The sequence below is a fragment of the Candidatus Defluviilinea gracilis genome (genome assembly GCF_057138825.1).
The window spans coordinates 40,425-56,511 of sequence record NZ_DBNHEF010000085.1 but is presented as its reverse complement, the minus strand read 5'-3'; the positions used below and the strand labels follow the sequence as shown (position 1 = coordinate 56,511).

Sequence of the window (16,087 nt, the reverse complement as noted above, 5' to 3'; positions counted from 1 at the left end):
TAGCCGTTCATGTCGAACAAACAACAACATCCTAATTTACTGTCGCAGGGCGTGTTTATTTTCGTGTACCTTGCGGTGTTGACCGCGCTGGAATTCTTTGTCGCGATCACCTTCAACTCGGTCGTTATTCTTGTGGCGGTGGCGATTGTCAAAGCCGCCTTGGTGCTCTGGTATTACATGCACGTAAACAAGCTGAGTGAAAGCGACGAGAGCAACCACGAATCGTACGCCTACAAGAGCGGGACCAACCGCCTGGGCTTGTGGCTCTTTCTCGTCTCCGACTCGTTCGTGTTCGGCGGGTTGATGGTGATGCGCCTCAGCCTGCTGGGCATGACCCGCCCAGACCTCAGCCAAACCCTCGGGTTCTTTGTGACTGCGGTGCTTCTCATCTCCTCGTTCTTTATGAACCGCGGCGAAGTTGAACTGCACAACGGCAACCGCCAGGGATTTTTACGAAACATCATGGTCACCTTTGTGCTGGGCTTGTTCTTCCTGCTGGGCGTGATCCTGGTGGAGTGGCACACTGTGCCTGCCATTGCCGAACCAATCCTTCACTTATTCGGCGAGCCGGAAGGGAAAACGTTATTGAAAGCCTCGTCGGGTCCCGCAGGAGCGGCGTTCTTCATGATGACGGGAATGCATGCCTTTCACGTGTTGACCGGCTTGATCCTCCTCTTGATCATTTGGATCAACGGCAAAAGAGGCTTGTACGATGAGAAGCAGTACCCGGTCGAAGCCGCCGCGGTGTACTGGCACTTCATCGACGTGGTGTGGATTTTCTTCTACCCGGCGCTGTATCTGATCGGGACAGCGGTCTAACGCAAACCAAGACGGCTTTCGGCGCGACACAATATGAACGCGGGGCGACCAGCACAAGGGTCGCCCCGTTTTTTGATGAAAGGTCAATTCATGGATCGAAAAATTCTATTGGCGGGAATCGGCGCGTTAGTCCTGCTCATCACGATCATCACAGCCGTGATGATCTTTGGCAAACCAGATCAATTTCGCGGCGCGTATTATGTCGAACCGTACCCGCTGGCTGGCGAGATCGAATTAGCGCGCGCCGATGGCTCTGTGTTCAAGTTAAGCGAACAGCGCGGCGGTGTTGTATTGCTCTTCTTTGGCTACACCTCCTGCCCGGATGTATGCCCAACCACGCTCGCGGATATGAAACTCGCCATCGAGGCGTTAAAACCCACAGAAGCGCAACAGATCAAGGTGGTGTTCGTTACCGTCGACCCGGAACGTGACACGCCCCAGCGCGTGCAGGAATATGTGGATCATTTCAGCGCGTCGTTCATTGGCTTGAGCGGCGACGAGTCTGAGCTGGCAACCGTTTGGAGCGATTATGGTATTTTCCGCGAAGTCATGGACAGCGAATCGGCCACCGGGTATCTCGTCAACCATACGGCGCGCATCTTGCTCATCGACCGCAACGGCAACCTGCGCCTCTCTTTTCCGTACGACGCGCCGGTGGAGGATATCATCCACGATTTGAAACTGGTCTTGAAAGAATAGCATGACCAGCAAAAAAATTTACATCAAACGGATCGGCATCTCCTTGTTCCTGGGCTTGCTGATCGGGGTAGCCTTAACCGAAACGCCCATCTTTTTACTCGGTCAGGCAACTCGCGCGCCGCAAGAGATCGTTTTGACCATACCCAACGGAACGTCGGAGCAAGTGGCGCGCGGCGAACAGCCTCCATCCATTCCGACAAACATGATGTTTGTTGTGGGCGATACGCTGATCGTCAACAACGAAGATGTGGTCGACCATAAATTGGGTCCGCTGTGGATTCCCGCAAAGGCTTCTGCCCGTTTATCTTTCAACCAAAAGGAAAGCCTCACGTACGAATGCACGTTTCAATCGGGGAATTACTTTGGGCTTGAAGTGCGCGACGCGCTGACGCCGTATACGCACCTCGTTGGAATTCTCGGCACGGGTCTGCCGCTTGCCGTGCTGATCGCGTTGTATAGCCTTGTGATGCCGGTGAAAAAAGACCATGCTCCTGCGTAGAATGTTCAGCCGCGCGTGGCGGCTGACAACCCTCCTTGTCTTCGCCGGAACGCTGGTTTTGATTCGCCTCGGCATCTGGCAACTGGATCGACTGGAAACGCGGCGCGCGGACAATGCGCATTACCTTGAAATGCGATCCAACGACCGCATCGATCTCAATGTTGAAATCCCCGAAGCCCTGGGCGAGATGAAAGACCGCGCCGCGACCGTGACAGGAAATTATGATTTCGAAAACCAGGTCGCCATGCGGAATCAGGAACGCCTTGGGCAATACGGATATCACCTCTTCACCCCGCTTCGATTCGACGGGATGGCTGTTCTGGTCGACCGCGGCTGGATTCCCGCCGACGGGAACGACACGCCCGATGACTGGCGCAAGTACGACGAGACCGGCCCGGTTGTTGTAGAGGGGTGGATTCAGCCGGGGCATGGCAAACCAGCCTTCGGTGGAATCCCCGACGCGCTTCCTCAGGATGGTTCCCCGCTCGAATTTTGGATCAACCCCGACGTGGCGAACATCGCCCGTCAGTTGCCGTACCCGATCCTGCCGGTCTACCTCCAACTTGCGGCTGTTGCGAATGATACAACGCCGCCGATCGCGCCTGCGCAAGCCGAAAAGGATTTGACAGAAGGTTCGCATTTTGGGTATGCTATGCAGTGGTTCACCTTCGCCGCCTTGTTATTCTTTGGCTACCCTTATTTTATAAAGAAACAGGATTCACTTTCCGCATGAAATTCACACTTCGCTCTTCTTTTGCACGCTATGTTGTGACGCTTTTCGTTTCCGTGATTGCCCTCACGGTGGCTGGGCGCATTGTCACCCTTTCAGACGCCGCGCAGTTTTGCGCGGGCTGGCCCCTGTGCATTCCCTCCGCGCCGGTGGGTTGGTTGAAACTTGCTCATCTTTCGCTGGTCGGTATCGCGTCGGTCTTGATGGCGCTTGTGTTTCGCAAGGCGTGGCGGGAACAGCGCTCACATCGCTTGATCCTTCCGTTGACAACGATTTTAGGCGTGATGTTCTTTGGGCAGGCTCTGGTTGGCGCGGCTTTGATCTCGCAATCGGAAGCGCGGCATTTGTTCGTCTTGCATACGTTGACAACGATCGCGTTGTGGATTTCGTTGATCTTGCTGGTGTATGCGTCCGGCGTCAGCCACGAAGCAGAATCGGTTCCCCCGAGGACCGGTAAACTTCAGCGCGCCAAGGACCTGTTCGCGTTGACGAAACCGTTGATCGTGGGCTTGCTTTTGATCACAACGTACGGCGGATTGGTGATCGGCATGAAGGCAATCCCGTCCTTTTCGCTGACCGTCTGGACGTTGCTCGGCGGGGCGCTCGCGGCGGGCGGTTCGGGCGCGCTGAATCAATACATCGACCGCGAGTTGGACAGGCGTATGCAACGCACTGCAAAACGTCCGATGGCAGACGGGCGGTTAACCGACGCGGAGGGGCTCGCGTTTGGGCTGGGCATGTCGCTGATCAGTTATTACATTCTCGCCTGTTTTGTCAACGACCTTGCCGCGTTGCTTTCGCTGGCGGGAATTGCGTATTACGTGATCCTGTATAGCATGTGGTTGAAAAAAGCGACGGTGCAAAATATCGTCATCGGCGGAGGGGCGGGGGCGATCCCTCCGATGGTGGGCTATGCCGCCGCCACCGGTCACCTCGATTGGACGGCGTGGATCCTCTTCGCCATTATCTTCATGTGGACGCCTCCGCATTTTTGGGCGCTCGCCATCGTCCGCATGAAGGATTACGAACATGCGGGCGTTCCGATGATGCCAGTTGTGCGCGGCGAGATGGAGACGCGCAGGCAGATCTTCGTGTACACCATCGAGTTGGTGATCGTCACGTTGTTGTTACCCATCCTCAACCTGGCTGGCTCTTTCTATCTGGTCTCGTCGCTTGTGTTGGGCGGTGCGTTGTTGTATGCCGCATGGAAGGTTTGGAGAACAGGCGGCAATAAAGTTGCCTGGCGTATGTACAAGTGGTCGAGTAGCTATCTTGTTTTCATCTTTATCGCCATTATGATCGATTCGGTGTTATGAAGCAAAAGAAGCCGATCACGCGCGAGGAATGGGGGACGCTGATTCTGATTCTGGCGTGCGCGATCGGCGCTTACATGCGCTTCAACCCGACTCTGCTAGCAGGGTTCGCCATCAACGACGGCGGCATGTTCGCCGCGATGGTAGACGACTTGCGAGCGAATCGTTTCGTTCTTGCCGCATTCACAACGTATAACCATCTGAATATCCCGTATGCGTATCCGCCGTTGGGGTTTTATTTCGGCGCAATTACCTCGCTGGTCTTTGGGCTGGATTCAACGCAAGTGGTCCGCTGGCTTCCCGCTTTCTTTGCGACTCTTTCGATCCCCGCATTTTATTTTCTTGCCTTGCAATTGCTCAAAAATAAATTCCACGCGGCGGTCTCGACCTTCTTCTTCGCCTTGATGCCGCGAGCGCTGTCGTGGTTCGTGATGGGCGGCGGGCTGACGCGCAGTCCCGGTCAATTTTTTATGCTGCTCACACTGGCGGTGGTGATTCGCCTTTACGAACAGAATCGCCGCTCCGATATTTTTCTCGCGGGCATCTTCGGCGGGCTGGCGGTGATGAGTCACCCGGAAGCGGCGGTGCATACGTTGGTCTCTGCCGTCTTTTTGTGGCTCATGCTTTCACGAACGCGCAAAGCGTTTATTCAGTCGATACTTGTTGGGTTGGTTGTGGCGGTCGTGTCCGCGCCGTGGTGGGCGTCGGTCATTTCGTATCATGGAGTCGCTCCGTTGTTGAGCGGCGCGGCGACTGGCTCGAAATTTGCGGCGGTGTTCAATTTGCTCTTCTTCGTCTTTACGGAGGAACCCTATGCGACGGTGATCGCCGTCCTCGGCTTGATCGGGATCGCCCACCGCCTCATCCGACGGGACTACCTGCTTCCGTTGTGGATGGCGATTCCCTTCTTCATCGAAGGGCGGAGCGCGGCGGGTCCTGCGGCGATTCCGCTGGCGATGCTTGCCGCGCTGGGGCTTGTGGAAGTCATCCTACCGGCGATCCAGCCTGTCCCGTCGAAAGAAACGGAAGTTTCCTCCACAGAGCGGAATGTTTTTATTTATCTCATCCTGTATCTGATATTTTCCACCGCGCAATTCGGCTTGCAGTTATCCACTGCAACCCTGTATCCACCGGACGAAGAGGCGATGCGTTGGGCGCGAGAGAACACGCCCGACGATTCGCGCTTCCTCGTGTTGACCGGCACAACGTCAGCCTCGTGCGATTCGGTGATGGAATGGTTCCCCGCCATCAGCGGGAGGAAAAGTTTGTTCACCGTGCAAGGCACCGAATGGACGAAGGGCGCGGGATTCAACGATTACGTGCGTTCGACGTATGCGGTGCAGGAGTGTTTGGCGAACAGCGACATGGCTTGCCTTGACGAACTTGTTGACCGCGCGGACTATGATTACCTCTATGTTTCGAAAATTTTGCGCGTGAACAATTGCGGTCCGCTTGCGCCGCAGAGAGTGTTTCCGTATTTTGTGGAGAGTCTCAAATTGGATTCGGGGTTTGATGTGGTGTACGAATCAGATGGCGTTCTGATCTCGCGGCGGAAATAACTACTTCCGCTGAATGATGACGGCTACGGGGTCTTCATACAAAACTGTCCAGCCAATCTCTTGCTCCAATTGATTCGCCAATGGCGCGTTTGAGGGAATGATCGCCCATGTGATTTGATACTGATTCAGCAGGTCACGCCAATTATTTTTCGCATACATCATCGTTTCATAATCGCGCATCAACGGCTCGCCATAGAAGTCGCTTTGACTGTCCACAAAAACAAGATTGCGGGGCCACAAACGATAAAGCAGGTAGCCACCCCAGTTGAACTCGTTGAACATGTTGCCCTCGATTGGATTCTCCTTTAGCCAATCTACTGCCTGGACGGGAAATACCTGCGGGTTGAACTGATAAACTTGCCTGCCTTTTGCGTGGCTGTAGGCAAAAAATCCAACAGAAAGAATGATCAAAATTGCTGGAAGCAGAAATGATCGGCTAGGCGTGGCGAGGTTTACAAAGCGTTCATCGAATCGTTTCCACGCGGGGAATTGATTCGCTTTCGTAGCGATCCATTCCGCCAGAATCGGCGCGCAGACAATTGCAAACAACGGGATATTTCTCGTCATCATCAATGCCAAGACGGCAAACCCGCCGAGCAGGAAAACATGCGCCGCTGAAATGCTCTGCCAATTGGCTAGTGAAAAGAACACAGTGAGCAAAAGCAGAATAACGAAGGGCGCAACGGACGGGTCCGATAAATTCGGCGGCATCGTCTCGACAGTGCGGGTGAGGATGAACGAACTGCGGTTGTTGAGAACCGCCTCCCAGTTATGCCAAAGATCGGGGGTGAGGATCGAAGCGGGGAGGGAATAAATGCCCGCAAGGAAAAGTTTTTTGCCTGATTCCATGCTTGCTCGATTCCGCCATTTGTCCCATAGCCAGCCTGCGAAGTACGCGGCGAACGCGAGAAAGCCGAAGATAAATCCGCCGTGCAAGTTTGCCCAAAACAGCATGATGAGGGGGAAAAAGTAAATTCTTATTTGCTTGCCAGTTCGGAGTTTTTCAAGGTTGTGAATCCAAATGGCAAGCAATAAAAAGGTGATGACGTGTGGACGCGGAAGCCAATGAATACTCGTCGCGCCAGTCGCAATCAAAACAACGAGAAACGAGATCAACACCGATTGACTTCGATTGAAGCAATGTCGGTACAGAAGAAGGATGACCGCGCTGAGGAGGATTGCCGTGAGCAGGATCACGCCGTCTAGTCCCAGCCATTGATTTGCGATCTCAAAGATAACTTGCGAGAGCCACTCGTACGGCGGACGGGATTCGCCGGTCAGGGTGTGCGAAAAAAGATCATGGGTTGGGATGACGCGCTGTTCGAGGATGTGCTTGCCAAGTATCAAATGCCGCCCCAGGTCGCTGTCTATGCTGAGCATTTGCCCGCCGGAGATTAAAGAGAGCATTAAGATAGCCGCGAAGAATATGGTGGGTATCTGAATGAGTCTGGGGTGGCGCATGGCGTGTGGCTGTCGATTGCATTCATTGGGCAGGACTTACGCAGTTGCCGGGCAGTTGTACTGCCGCCGCCGCAGTGCAACTACGGAGCAACAGGTTCCACTGCGTAAATCCTATTGGGTTACAGGTATAACAACTTCGATCATTTGGTTTTCTTGCAGAATGCTTTACCTGGGTATTTTGTATAAAATATACCCTGTTGCTTCTGATGCGAATGGATCTGAAAGCAGCGCCATGGTTGCCTGGAACTCCGCCTTTTGGTCCGGCGTATTTTGAAAGACATACTCCACGCCTTGCGCGTTCAACAGAACATGAGTATATCCATCCCGTTGCCATGCCTTAAGTATGGCTTGTGGATTCTTGTGGAGAAACAGATCATGGCTGAAATTATCCAGAATAGGGTCGGGCTGAACCTTGCGCGTCATCCCGTAACTGCGGGGTTCGAAGAGAAAATAAACGCTGGCGTCTTCCGGCAAGCGGGAGATCATTTCTAACGCAGAGGCGTAACCCGGTTGATATTTTTCGAGATACGACTCGCGTGTGACGATCCCTGTTGCGAGCGCGAATGGGTTCCTGGCGATCACGCTCAATCCCATGTTGATGAGATTGAGCGCCATGCTTGCGATCAAAAGCCCGGAAATGATGAATGAAGCCTGAAATTTATTTGAGTCGAATTCCCTTATCGCGGTCACTCCGATTGCCGCCGGTATGGCGAAGGGGATCATGGCGGGCATCAGTAAACGAGCCTGCCACAACCCCCGCGATGAAATATATCCATAGATCCAAAAGGCGGCGCTTGTGGCTATAAATATTCCGATAGCCGTCAGCGCGTTCCGTTTTATTGCGTCATACGCTTTGATACGGCGCATTGCCAGTAACGCCAGGGGTAGCGCGGTTAACAACAGCGGACCGATATCCGCGTCAATCGAGTTGGCGTCCTGATATCCAAGCGTGACGGTGATCGGAAGTAACAAGATCGCTTCCCAATCCCAGCCGATGCCTGTTCCCGCTCCTGAAAATGCCTGCGCCCTGAACGAGTCCCAATACCTGCCGCCGAATACAAACGGGTAAAACGGATTGCCCATCCAATACCAGTTACGGAGATACCAGACCGACCCTGTGACAAGACTGAATAGACTGAACTGCGCGACTGCGCGAATCCATTCGCGCGGCGATTGAAACGTCCACGCTGTGATGATAAGCGCGGCGCTAATGGGCATGACGACGCTCGTGTATTTGACGCCCATTGCCATACCTGCCGCTATGGCGCTTATCTTCCACCATCTTTTATCATCCGTTTCTATTCCCGCCCATAGGCAATAAAGCATCGCAACCCCGTAGAATGAAAGCGCCAGGTCGGTGTATGCCCACGTGGCAAGCAACAACATAGATGGCATGGAGAAGATCAATAATACAGCCCATGCGGCGGCGATGTCCCCGAAGAGTTGCCTTGTCCAATGCCAAATCAACAACGTCAGGAGAAACGCCCATAGGAAATGGGCTTGCTGTGAGACAAGTTCGGATCCCATGCCTACTCCCCAGAAATATACGCCTTCGACGATACCTGGAAACCAGTAATGGGGAATGTTGTATGGTTGTAAGCCTCCATCCGCAAGCCATAGTTGAGGGATTCTCAAATGGTAGAGAAGCGCGTCGAAGGCGTCAACAGGTGGAAGGTAGGTGCGAAGCGCTGTGAGGGCGAAGGCGATGGAGGCAAACCATACCATCCAAACAGGGATTTGTGTCGCGGATTCTTTGATCTCCCGGCGGAGAGTTCGAATTTGATTTAGAGTTTCTGTTACCTCGCCGCGCCGATAGAAATAAACCAGGATCAAAACTTGCGCTCCCAGCAATATTCCTGTGTGCGTTGCGCCAACCAAGACCATCCCAAAACCAAGGATACCGAGCCATCCCAGCCCCATGCCGCCTGCCAGGAGCAGGGCTGGCGTGTTGCAGGCGCTGTTGGGAAGCAAGCGCCGTAAGGTGAGGTTGCCAAGCGCGAACGCATTGATTGTTAATAGGATTGTGATGATCAGTGTCCAGACAGAATAGGCGACTTGACCCGCCACTTGGATTATTAGAGGTTTGTGCGAAACAAAATATGCCCCCATCGAAAAACCCGCCCAGGCAATGACGAGAATGCCGATGAGTGGCGAAACGAGTTTCTTGTCCATGCCTTGATTATAAGTTACGAATCAAAAAAGCGATGACGTTTCAGCGTCATCGCTTTCGAATTATTCTCCTAAATAGTCGCGCAACTTACGGCGGATGGTCGGGTGTCTTAGCCGGCTCAATGCCTGCGCTTCGATCTGGCGGACGCGTTCGCGCGTGACGCCCATTTTGCGACCGACCTCTTCGAGGGTGTATGCCTGCCCGTCGAGCAAGCCGTAGCGCAGTTGCAAAATACGGACTTCGCGCGGGGGCAATCCGTTCAACACTTCGCCGAGATGTTCTTTGAGCAGGTTATACGTAGCGGTGTCGTCGGGAGGGGGAGCCTCGTCGTCTTCGATGAAATCGCCCAACACCGAATCTTCTTCATCGTCGGTCGGGGTTTCCAGCGAGAGCGGACGCCGCGCCACCTGGATCATGTTTTCCACTTTCTTCGGCGGCACGTCAAGGGCTTCTGCGATTTCTTCCACGCTCGGTTCGCGCCCGAGACGTTGAGTCAACTGGTGTTGCACGCGCAGGAGTTTATTGATCTGGTCGCCCATGTGGACGGGGACGCGGATTGTGCGCCCCTGGTCGGCGATGGCGCGCGTGACCGCCTGGCGAATCCACCATGTGGCATACGTGGAAAATTTATGTCCGCGGCGGTAGTCGAATTTCTTGGTTGCGCGGATGAGACCGATGTTGCCTTCTTGAATCAAATCGAGGAAGGGAACGCCGCGTCCCATATATTTTTTAGCGACAGAGATCACCAAGCGCGAGTTTGCCGTGATGAGATGTTCGCGCGCCGCCCAGCCGTCTTCGATGAGTTTGCGCAAGTCGGCGCGGCGGCGAGGCGTCGCGTTGCCTTTTGCGAGTTCTTCGCGCGACATGCGTCCACGCTCGATGCGTTGGGCGAGGGCAACTTCTTCCGTCGCGGTCAACAGCGGAACGCGGCTGACCTCTTTGAGGTACAAGCCGATTGTGTCGTCCGTGTCGATGTTGGCAAGATAATCGTCGAGCGCGAGATCGACTTCCGGCTCAGCCTCTGTGGCTTCCACTGCCACGAGTTCGTCCTCGGTGGGTTCAGAGGTGTTGGTATCCTCCACGAAGGGAATCCCGGCGCTCAAAAGAGCCGAAAAAGCTTCTTCGAGTTGCTCCACATCCTGCTCGGCTTCGGGGAAGAAGTGCAGGATATCATCGAGCGTGACGTAGGATTTTTGTCGTCCCAGTTCGATCAAACGCGCGATCGCGGGAAATTCTTCCTCTTCGTCAACCATCAATATTTTTTCTACATCCATTCAGGTTATGTCCGCTTTCTTTGTTATGACTTTAGGGCGCAAAATCAAGAGGGTTCTTATCAGAATACACATTTTCCAAACGAAATTCAAGCCCTTTTCGTTGCTCTTTCATAGACGCTTCAAGGTTGGAAATGTTACGGCTGAGGAGTGCCGGTGGCTGGGGTTGGGGAGCCAACCTCACTCGTGGGTGGAAGCGGAGTGAAAGTTTCTGTTGGCACCGGGCTGGGCGTGGGCGTCTCCAAATATGGCGGGGCGGCAAGGAGTCCAAGAAGCGGATCGAGGCTAAATTTGTTGATGATCACCACATCGCCATCCGGGCTGAGCGCGTAATATTCATTTTCTGTTGGGGTGATAACACCGACGCTTGCTTTTCGTTCCACGCCGCTTTTGAATTGGACAATTAAAGTATATTCAGGCGCGTCCAAGCCGATCACATCCAGAGGGATATCGGTGATGGTATCTTCGATGCGCAACGTGGTGACTTGACTGGCTGCCGCTTCTGCCGCCGCTTGATCTGCGGAGGCTTCGATCGGCAGGATCAACTCCCACGCGCCATCCTCGCCTCGCGCCACCTCGACCGTTTCGCCCGTTTTTGATTCAATGCGAATGTTGCTGGGAACGCCGTCCGCCGCGTTAAATAGATACGATGCAATTTCATCTGGTTCGAGCGTGATGGCAATCTCGGTCGGTTTCTCGCGGTTGTTGATCAGGTAGTACGCTCCCAGCGCCACGGCGAGGATGAGCAGGTATACCAGCGTTGTGTTTCGTCGCATGTTATCCCTGTTTCCGGCGCTGAAGCCAGGTCATCACGCCGAGTACCACGAAGATACCGGGCATGAGAATTGCGACGATGAACATTAAGAACAGGATTCGTCCCTGCGAGGCGGGGTTGAAACTGCGGGTGACCGGTTGTTTGGGCGTTAGTTCGATCAGGTTTTCTTGTTGGGCGGCCCAATCCACCGAGTTGGCGAACAGATCGCCGTTGCCGTATTGGTCGAAGTTCTGGTCGGTGGCAAATTGTGATGTGCCGAATACAACCACGCGGCTGTTGTTGGCGGTATTGTCTGCCGCGACGGCGAGCGTCATGGGTCCCGGAATATCTGCGGCTTCATCAAATGCGACGTTCGACTCTGCCGTATTTGTTTCGCCCCACGATTTTGGAGTGGTTTGGATCAGCAGGCTGGCTTGAACGTTTTCCGGCGCGGACGCAATGGTGAGACTGCGCGTGAGCGGGAAGTAGGTGATGATGTTGTTCATCTTGCGGGTGATGGCGTGCGGCCCAGGGTAAGAGGCCGCCGTGCCAATCATGGGGTCCGAGCTGTCGAGATCGATCACCACATCATTGTTGATGGAAATGCCCCAGTCGTCGAGCAGTAGTTTGGCAAGCGGGTCTGCCTGGTCGCCGAAGTCGGTCACAATGAGCGGGTCTTCCATGACGATCAGAGAACCGCCTCCCGCTAGATACTCGCGCAACAATTTTTGTTCGTTTTCTGTGATTGGCTGGACGGGTCCCGCGATAATGATAAGGTCGGCGTCGTCGGGTATCTTGTTTTCGGCTGGCAGGTTGAGCGTTTTAACGGTGTAATTCTTGCTTTCCAGAATTTCTTTAGCGCGGGTCATCGAGCCGGTTTCTTGATTGTATTCCTGCGTGTCGCGCTCGCCATGACCGATCAAGAAGTAGATCGCCCGGTCTTCCGGGTTGATCAACCGCAATAAGGCTTCGAAGATTTCTGTCTCCGATGCGGAGGCGGCGATCTCTTTGCGTCCGCTCATCTCAAGCAGGATCTTTCCGTCGCCGGTGATGTTGTTTTCACGAGCGAGTTGCGGGTCGCGATTGGGGTCGACGAATTCATAATCGAATTTACCGCCGCTTTTCGATTTGATGCGGTCCAGAAGTTCCTGCGCTGAATCGGATGGGAGTTGGCTGAAAAAGCCTGTGGCGTGAACTTTATCCGGCAAGGTTTCGAGCGCCGCTTCGAGTTCCGGCGCCAGCGTGTTGGACTGATCCTCCGTCAGGTCGGCGAGTGGAGTTGGATTTTTATACGCGAGCGTGTTTGCCACAACAAGGATGGCGATGAAGGCGAGGGAGGCGATCAGTGTGTTTCCGCCGTAGCGCGCTTGCCGCCCGGTGATAAACCGCTGGAATTTTCCGGGTTCAAAGATGGCGTACGCGGCAATGCCCAGTATCACCAACCCGCCGCTGATCCATAAACCATTGTTCAAGCGTTCCGGGAATTGGACTGTATACAGCCCGAGCGCAATCACGCCTTTTGCGGCGGCAAGCAAGCCGGTGGCAATACAAGCCAAAAGGGCGACGATGAGCGCAACGATCGTGTAGCGGCTGGATGCCGATTTGTTCGACTTGTTATTCATTATTTCCATCTCCGAACTTCGATTGCGACTGTGCCGGTAAACAGACCGATGGCGATCAGGCTGAAGAAATACACCAGGTTTGAAAGTTCAAGACTGCCGGCGTTGAGCGCATTGGCAAAGTGAGTATTAAGTTGCAGATAGCGGAAGAATTCGCCGCCGGTGGGAAGCACGTTGGCGGGGATGCCGATCAGCCACCACAGCGTGATCAGTACCGCAATGGTGGTGATGAATGCGGTCACTTGGTTGCTGAAGACGGCCGATAACCCCACCCCGATGGCGACGAACGCGGCAGAGAGCAGGATCAAGCCCAGGTAGGAAGACAACATCAACTTCCAATCCAAGCCCGGAGTCACCTGGGAACGCAAGATGAGCGGATAAATCGCCGTGATGAGGATGAGTGTGAACACGAACAGAAAACTACCCAGCCATTTCCCAGCCACAAGTTCAAAATCGCGGACGGGGGCGGTTAATAACAGTTCGATCGTGCCGGTGCGGGTTTCGTCTGCCAGCACGCGCATGGTCAGCGCGGGGATCGACAGAAGGAGTAGAAAGGCAAAGAGGTCGTTGATAACATTCACGTCGGGCACGAAACCAAAATTCTGGTTGGCGTACACGAGCAGGAAAGCAAAATACCCGCCAAGAATGAACAGCAAAGCCACCGCCACAACATAGGCGATGGGGCTGATGAAATACTGGTCGTATTCGCGCCGTGCAATGGTCCAGATGTTACGCATATTGTTGCCTCACGATGATTTTTTACCGGACGATGCGTCGCGGGTTAATTCAAGGAAGATTTCCTCAAGACTCATTCCCACCGGGCGGAATTCCAGGAGATCGTACCCGCCCTGAATAACTGCCTTCGCCACCTGCGGGCGGGAATCTTGACCGGAAGCGAATTCGAATTCGATCGACCCGTCCGGCTTGGTTTCCACCTCCTGCACGCCTTTGATCTTTTGGATCTTCGCCGGCAGGTCATCCGACTCGCCGCGCACGCGCAGGATGACGCGTTGCGCGCCAGTCAGGCGCGATTGTAGATTTTCGGGCGTATCCTCGGCGACGATCCTCCCTTTGTTGATGATGAGCACGCGATCGCAGATCTGCTGTGCTTCTGAAAGGATGTGCGTTGAGAAAAGCACGGTGCGGTCTTTGCCAATGGCGCGGATCAATTCACGGATTTCAACGACCTGGCTTGGGTCAAGACCAATGGTGGGTTCATCCAGAATGATGACTTCCGGGCGGTGGAGCAAAGCCTGCGCCAGCCCCACGCGTTGTCGCATACCTTTGGAGAAACTGCCAATAAAGGAGTTTGCGCGCTCGCCCAGGTTGACGCTTTCCAGCGCTTCAGCCGCTCGGTCTTCCGCGTCTGGCACATGGCGGAGATCCGCCATAAATTTCAGATAATCCAACGCGGACATATCATTGTAGAGCGGAACCGTCTCTGGGAGGTATCCCACGCGCTTCCGCACTTCGAGCGACTCTTCCACGACATCGTAACCGGCGACAGTCACCTCGCCCTCGGTGGGGGGCATGTACCCGGTTAAGATTCGCATGGTGGTGGTCTTGCCGGCGCCGTTCGGTCCCAGGAATCCGACGATCTCTCCTTGATTGGCGTTGAAGCTGATGGCGTTCAGCGCCCGCCGCGCTCCATAATCCTTGATGAGTCCGTTGACTTGTATCATCGACTCTCCTCGCAGTGTGTGATGTGCGCGCAAACAAAAGGCACGCCTAGCCGGGTGGGCAGCCGTGCCAATATTTGCAACGTAAAATACTATACAAAAATCCTTAAACAGTGTCAAGCGGGTTGTGAAGTTCTAACCAAACGCTCATTTTCAACGAAAAAAGAAATACCATACGCCGATGGAGCCGAGAGCGCAGACCATCAAGATAAACAGCCCGGCTAACGCCAGCATCCAGCCGTTTGAGGTGTCTGGCGCGAAGGTTGGCGAGACAGGCAGAGGCGCGCGCGATGCGTGGCGCGTTGTGTCGGCGGTGGGGTAGCCGGTTGAAGCCTTCGCGGGCTGAGGGAGGTGTGGTGAAGCATTCGTCATGGCTTCCATCCAATCCGGCATGTTGTCTCGATTATTATCGAACATGCCCATGGCTTGTTCGTATTTCGCGCGGGCTTCGGGTGGAAGATCGTCGAGGCTGTTATAGGTTTGCCCATTCACAACGAAGGTCATCCCGCCCATGATGTTCATGGCTTGATTCTCAACCATATCGGGCATTCCGTTGTTGTTCGCGTCGGCAAAGACATTGTTCAAGGCGATGATCGAGTCTGCCGAGCCAAAGTTCCTCATCGCCTGCTCGTAATTTCGGCGCGCGTCCTCGGGCATTTCGTCCACGCTGTTGTAAACCTTGCCGTCGATTACAATTCTTTTCGGGTTCATTCTGCCTCCAATTCCATTGGCTGATTTTATCATTTGCTGTACACTTCACGAGAACGGAGTCGCTATGACCGAACTGCTGTATCAAACCGATAGTTATCTTCAGGAATTCGAAGCCGGGGTTGTTGCTGTGTTCGCCGAGGAACGCGCGGTGATTATAGACCGCACGGCGTTCTATCCCGGCGGCGGAGGCCAACCGTGCGACTTCGGCTCCCTGACGATGGCGGGCGTGATCTACCCGGTGGAGAAAGTGAAAAAGCGAGATGACGACATTTTGCATTTTCTCGGCGGCGCCGCGCCTTTGCCTTCTGTCGGCGTCGCTTCGCGCGGGACCCTGGACTGGGTCCGCCGACACAAGCTGATGCGCACTCACACCGCGTTGCACGTGCTGTGCGGCACGATCTTCCGCGATTATGGCGCCCAGGTGACAGGCGGGAATATGGAACCGTTGAAAGGGCATTTGGATTTCGAGTTTGCGACCATGCGCGGCGAGCTGGCGCGCGAGATCGAAATAGCGATCAATAACGAAGTGCGACAGGCGCGAGAGATTCGGGTTAATATTCTTCCGCGTGAAGAGGCGTTCCAAATCCCCGATTTGATTCGGACGAAGATCAATCTCTTACCCGAGGGAATTAAAGAGGTGCGGACGGTCGAAATTGTGGGGCTTGACCTGCAAGCCGATGGCGGAACTCATGTGCGCAACACCAGCGAAGTGGGAACGATCCGCGTGAGTGATTACAAAAGCAAAGGCGCGATCAACAAAAGGATCTACATTGAAGTTGAATAGCGGGTATTTGTTGCCGGCT

The 16,087-nt window shown here is 54.4% G+C and carries 15 protein-coding genes; 7 read left to right on the top strand and 8 right to left on the bottom strand.

Annotation, left to right across the window (positions count from 1 at the left end):
* Positions 1-9: 9 nt before the first annotated feature.
* From AC16KF_RS18505 to AC16KF_RS18480, 6 genes are all read left to right on the top strand, one after another.
* Entirely contained in the window at positions 10-819 is an 810-nt protein-coding gene (locus tag AC16KF_RS18505; RefSeq protein ID WP_484038843.1) for a cytochrome c oxidase subunit 3, read from the top strand.
* A 90-nt stretch (positions 820-909) separates the two neighbouring features.
* Complete coding sequence (locus AC16KF_RS18500; protein ID WP_484038842.1) at positions 910-1,518, top strand: SCO family protein; 609 nt, start codon at positions 910-912, stop codon at positions 1,516-1,518.
* 1 nt (position 1,519) lies between these two features.
* The gene (locus AC16KF_RS18495; protein WP_484038841.1) at positions 1,520-2,017 is read left to right on the top strand and encodes a hypothetical protein; all 498 of its coding nucleotides are present in this window, start codon (positions 1,520-1,522) and stop codon (positions 2,015-2,017) included.
* Positions 2,004-2,750, top strand: a complete 747-nt coding sequence (locus tag AC16KF_RS18490) for an SURF1 family protein (RefSeq protein WP_484038840.1) — start codon at positions 2,004-2,006, stop codon at positions 2,748-2,750. The genes AC16KF_RS18495 and AC16KF_RS18490 overlap by 14 nt, the downstream gene beginning before the upstream one ends.
* Positions 2,747-4,063 (top strand): heme o synthase, encoded by a 1,317-nt coding sequence (locus tag AC16KF_RS18485; RefSeq protein WP_484038839.1) that lies wholly within the window; start codon positions 2,747-2,749, stop codon positions 4,061-4,063. The genes AC16KF_RS18490 and AC16KF_RS18485 overlap by 4 nt, the downstream gene beginning before the upstream one ends.
* Positions 4,060-5,619, top strand: a complete 1,560-nt coding sequence (locus tag AC16KF_RS18480) for an ArnT family glycosyltransferase (protein WP_484038838.1) — start codon at positions 4,060-4,062, stop codon at positions 5,617-5,619. Before AC16KF_RS18485 ends, AC16KF_RS18480 begins: the two co-directional genes overlap by 4 nt.
* Here the strand turns inward: AC16KF_RS18480 and AC16KF_RS18475 are convergent, their stop codons facing one another.
* The 8 genes from AC16KF_RS18475 to AC16KF_RS18440 form a co-directional block, all read right to left on the bottom strand.
* Positions 5,620-7,026, bottom strand: a complete 1,407-nt coding sequence (locus AC16KF_RS18475) for a hypothetical protein (RefSeq protein ID WP_484038837.1) — start codon at positions 7,024-7,026, stop codon at positions 5,620-5,622.
* A gap of 219 nt (positions 7,027-7,245) precedes the next feature.
* Entirely contained in the window at positions 7,246-9,252 is a 2,007-nt protein-coding gene (locus AC16KF_RS18470; RefSeq protein WP_484038836.1) for a glycosyltransferase family 39 protein, read from the bottom strand.
* A 60-nt stretch (positions 9,253-9,312) separates the two neighbouring features.
* Positions 9,313-10,524, bottom strand: coding sequence for a sigma-70 family RNA polymerase sigma factor (locus AC16KF_RS18465; protein WP_484038835.1), 1,212 nt, complete (start codon positions 10,522-10,524; stop codon positions 9,313-9,315).
* Positions 10,525-10,658: 134 nt separating this feature from the next.
* On the bottom strand, positions 10,659-11,297 hold the full coding sequence (locus AC16KF_RS18460) for a hypothetical protein (protein WP_484038834.1): 639 nt from the start codon (positions 11,295-11,297) through the stop codon (positions 10,659-10,661).
* 1 nt (position 11,298) lies between these two features.
* The gene (locus AC16KF_RS18455; RefSeq protein ID WP_484038833.1) at positions 11,299-12,897 is read right to left on the bottom strand and encodes a GldG family protein; all 1,599 of its coding nucleotides are present in this window, start codon (positions 12,895-12,897) and stop codon (positions 11,299-11,301) included.
* Positions 12,897-13,631 carry an ABC transporter permease subunit gene (locus AC16KF_RS18450; protein ID WP_484038832.1) on the bottom strand — a complete coding sequence of 245 codons (735 nt, stop codon included), beginning with the start codon at positions 13,629-13,631 and terminating at the stop codon, positions 12,897-12,899. Before AC16KF_RS18450 ends, AC16KF_RS18455 begins: the two co-directional genes overlap by 1 nt.
* A 9-nt stretch (positions 13,632-13,640) precedes the next feature.
* Positions 13,641-14,576 carry an ABC transporter ATP-binding protein gene (locus AC16KF_RS18445; protein ID WP_484038831.1) on the bottom strand — a complete coding sequence of 312 codons (936 nt, stop codon included), beginning with the start codon at positions 14,574-14,576 and terminating at the stop codon, positions 13,641-13,643.
* A gap of 150 nt (positions 14,577-14,726) precedes the next feature.
* The gene (locus AC16KF_RS18440; protein ID WP_484038830.1) at positions 14,727-15,284 is read right to left on the bottom strand and encodes a hypothetical protein; all 558 of its coding nucleotides are present in this window, start codon (positions 15,282-15,284) and stop codon (positions 14,727-14,729) included.
* Between the two features lie 64 nt (positions 15,285-15,348).
* Between AC16KF_RS18440 and AC16KF_RS18435 the strand changes: the two genes are divergently transcribed.
* Positions 15,349-16,068: an alanyl-tRNA editing protein gene (locus AC16KF_RS18435; protein WP_484038829.1), complete on the top strand. Its 720-nt coding sequence runs from the start codon at positions 15,349-15,351 to the stop codon at positions 16,066-16,068.
* Positions 16,069-16,087: the final 19 nt, after the last annotated feature.

Bases quoted from the DNA above. Each gene is read 5' to 3' on its own strand.
- AC16KF_RS18505 (WP_484038843.1), top strand. From the start codon at position 10: ATGTCGAACAAACAACAACATCCTAATTTACTGTCGCAGGGCGTGTTT.
- AC16KF_RS18500 (WP_484038842.1), top strand. From the start codon at position 910: ATGGATCGAAAAATTCTATTGGCGGGAATCGGCGCGTTAGTCCTGCTC.
- AC16KF_RS18495 (WP_484038841.1), top strand. From the start codon at position 1,520: ATGACCAGCAAAAAAATTTACATCAAACGGATCGGCATCTCCTTGTTC.
- AC16KF_RS18490 (WP_484038840.1), top strand. From the start codon at position 2,004: ATGCTCCTGCGTAGAATGTTCAGCCGCGCGTGGCGGCTGACAACCCTC.
- AC16KF_RS18485 (WP_484038839.1), top strand. From the start codon at position 2,747: ATGAAATTCACACTTCGCTCTTCTTTTGCACGCTATGTTGTGACGCTT.
- AC16KF_RS18480 (WP_484038838.1), top strand. From the start codon at position 4,060: ATGAAGCAAAAGAAGCCGATCACGCGCGAGGAATGGGGGACGCTGATT.
- AC16KF_RS18475 (WP_484038837.1), bottom strand. From the start codon at position 7,026: ATGCTCTCTTTAATCTCCGGCGGGCAAATGCTCAGCATAGACAGCGAC.
- AC16KF_RS18470 (WP_484038836.1), bottom strand. From the start codon at position 9,252: ATGGACAAGAAACTCGTTTCGCCACTCATCGGCATTCTCGTCATTGCC.
- AC16KF_RS18465 (WP_484038835.1), bottom strand. From the start codon at position 10,524: ATGGATGTAGAAAAAATATTGATGGTTGACGAAGAGGAAGAATTTCCC.
- AC16KF_RS18460 (WP_484038834.1), bottom strand. From the start codon at position 11,297: ATGCGACGAAACACAACGCTGGTATACCTGCTCATCCTCGCCGTGGCG.
- AC16KF_RS18455 (WP_484038833.1), bottom strand. From the start codon at position 12,897: ATGAATAACAAGTCGAACAAATCGGCATCCAGCCGCTACACGATCGTT.
- AC16KF_RS18450 (WP_484038832.1), bottom strand. From the start codon at position 13,631: ATGCGTAACATCTGGACCATTGCACGGCGCGAATACGACCAGTATTTC.
- AC16KF_RS18445 (WP_484038831.1), bottom strand. From the start codon at position 14,576: ATGATACAAGTCAACGGACTCATCAAGGATTATGGAGCGCGGCGGGCG.
- AC16KF_RS18440 (WP_484038830.1), bottom strand. From the start codon at position 15,284: ATGAACCCGAAAAGAATTGTAATCGACGGCAAGGTTTACAACAGCGTG.
- AC16KF_RS18435 (WP_484038829.1), top strand. From the start codon at position 15,349: ATGACCGAACTGCTGTATCAAACCGATAGTTATCTTCAGGAATTCGAA.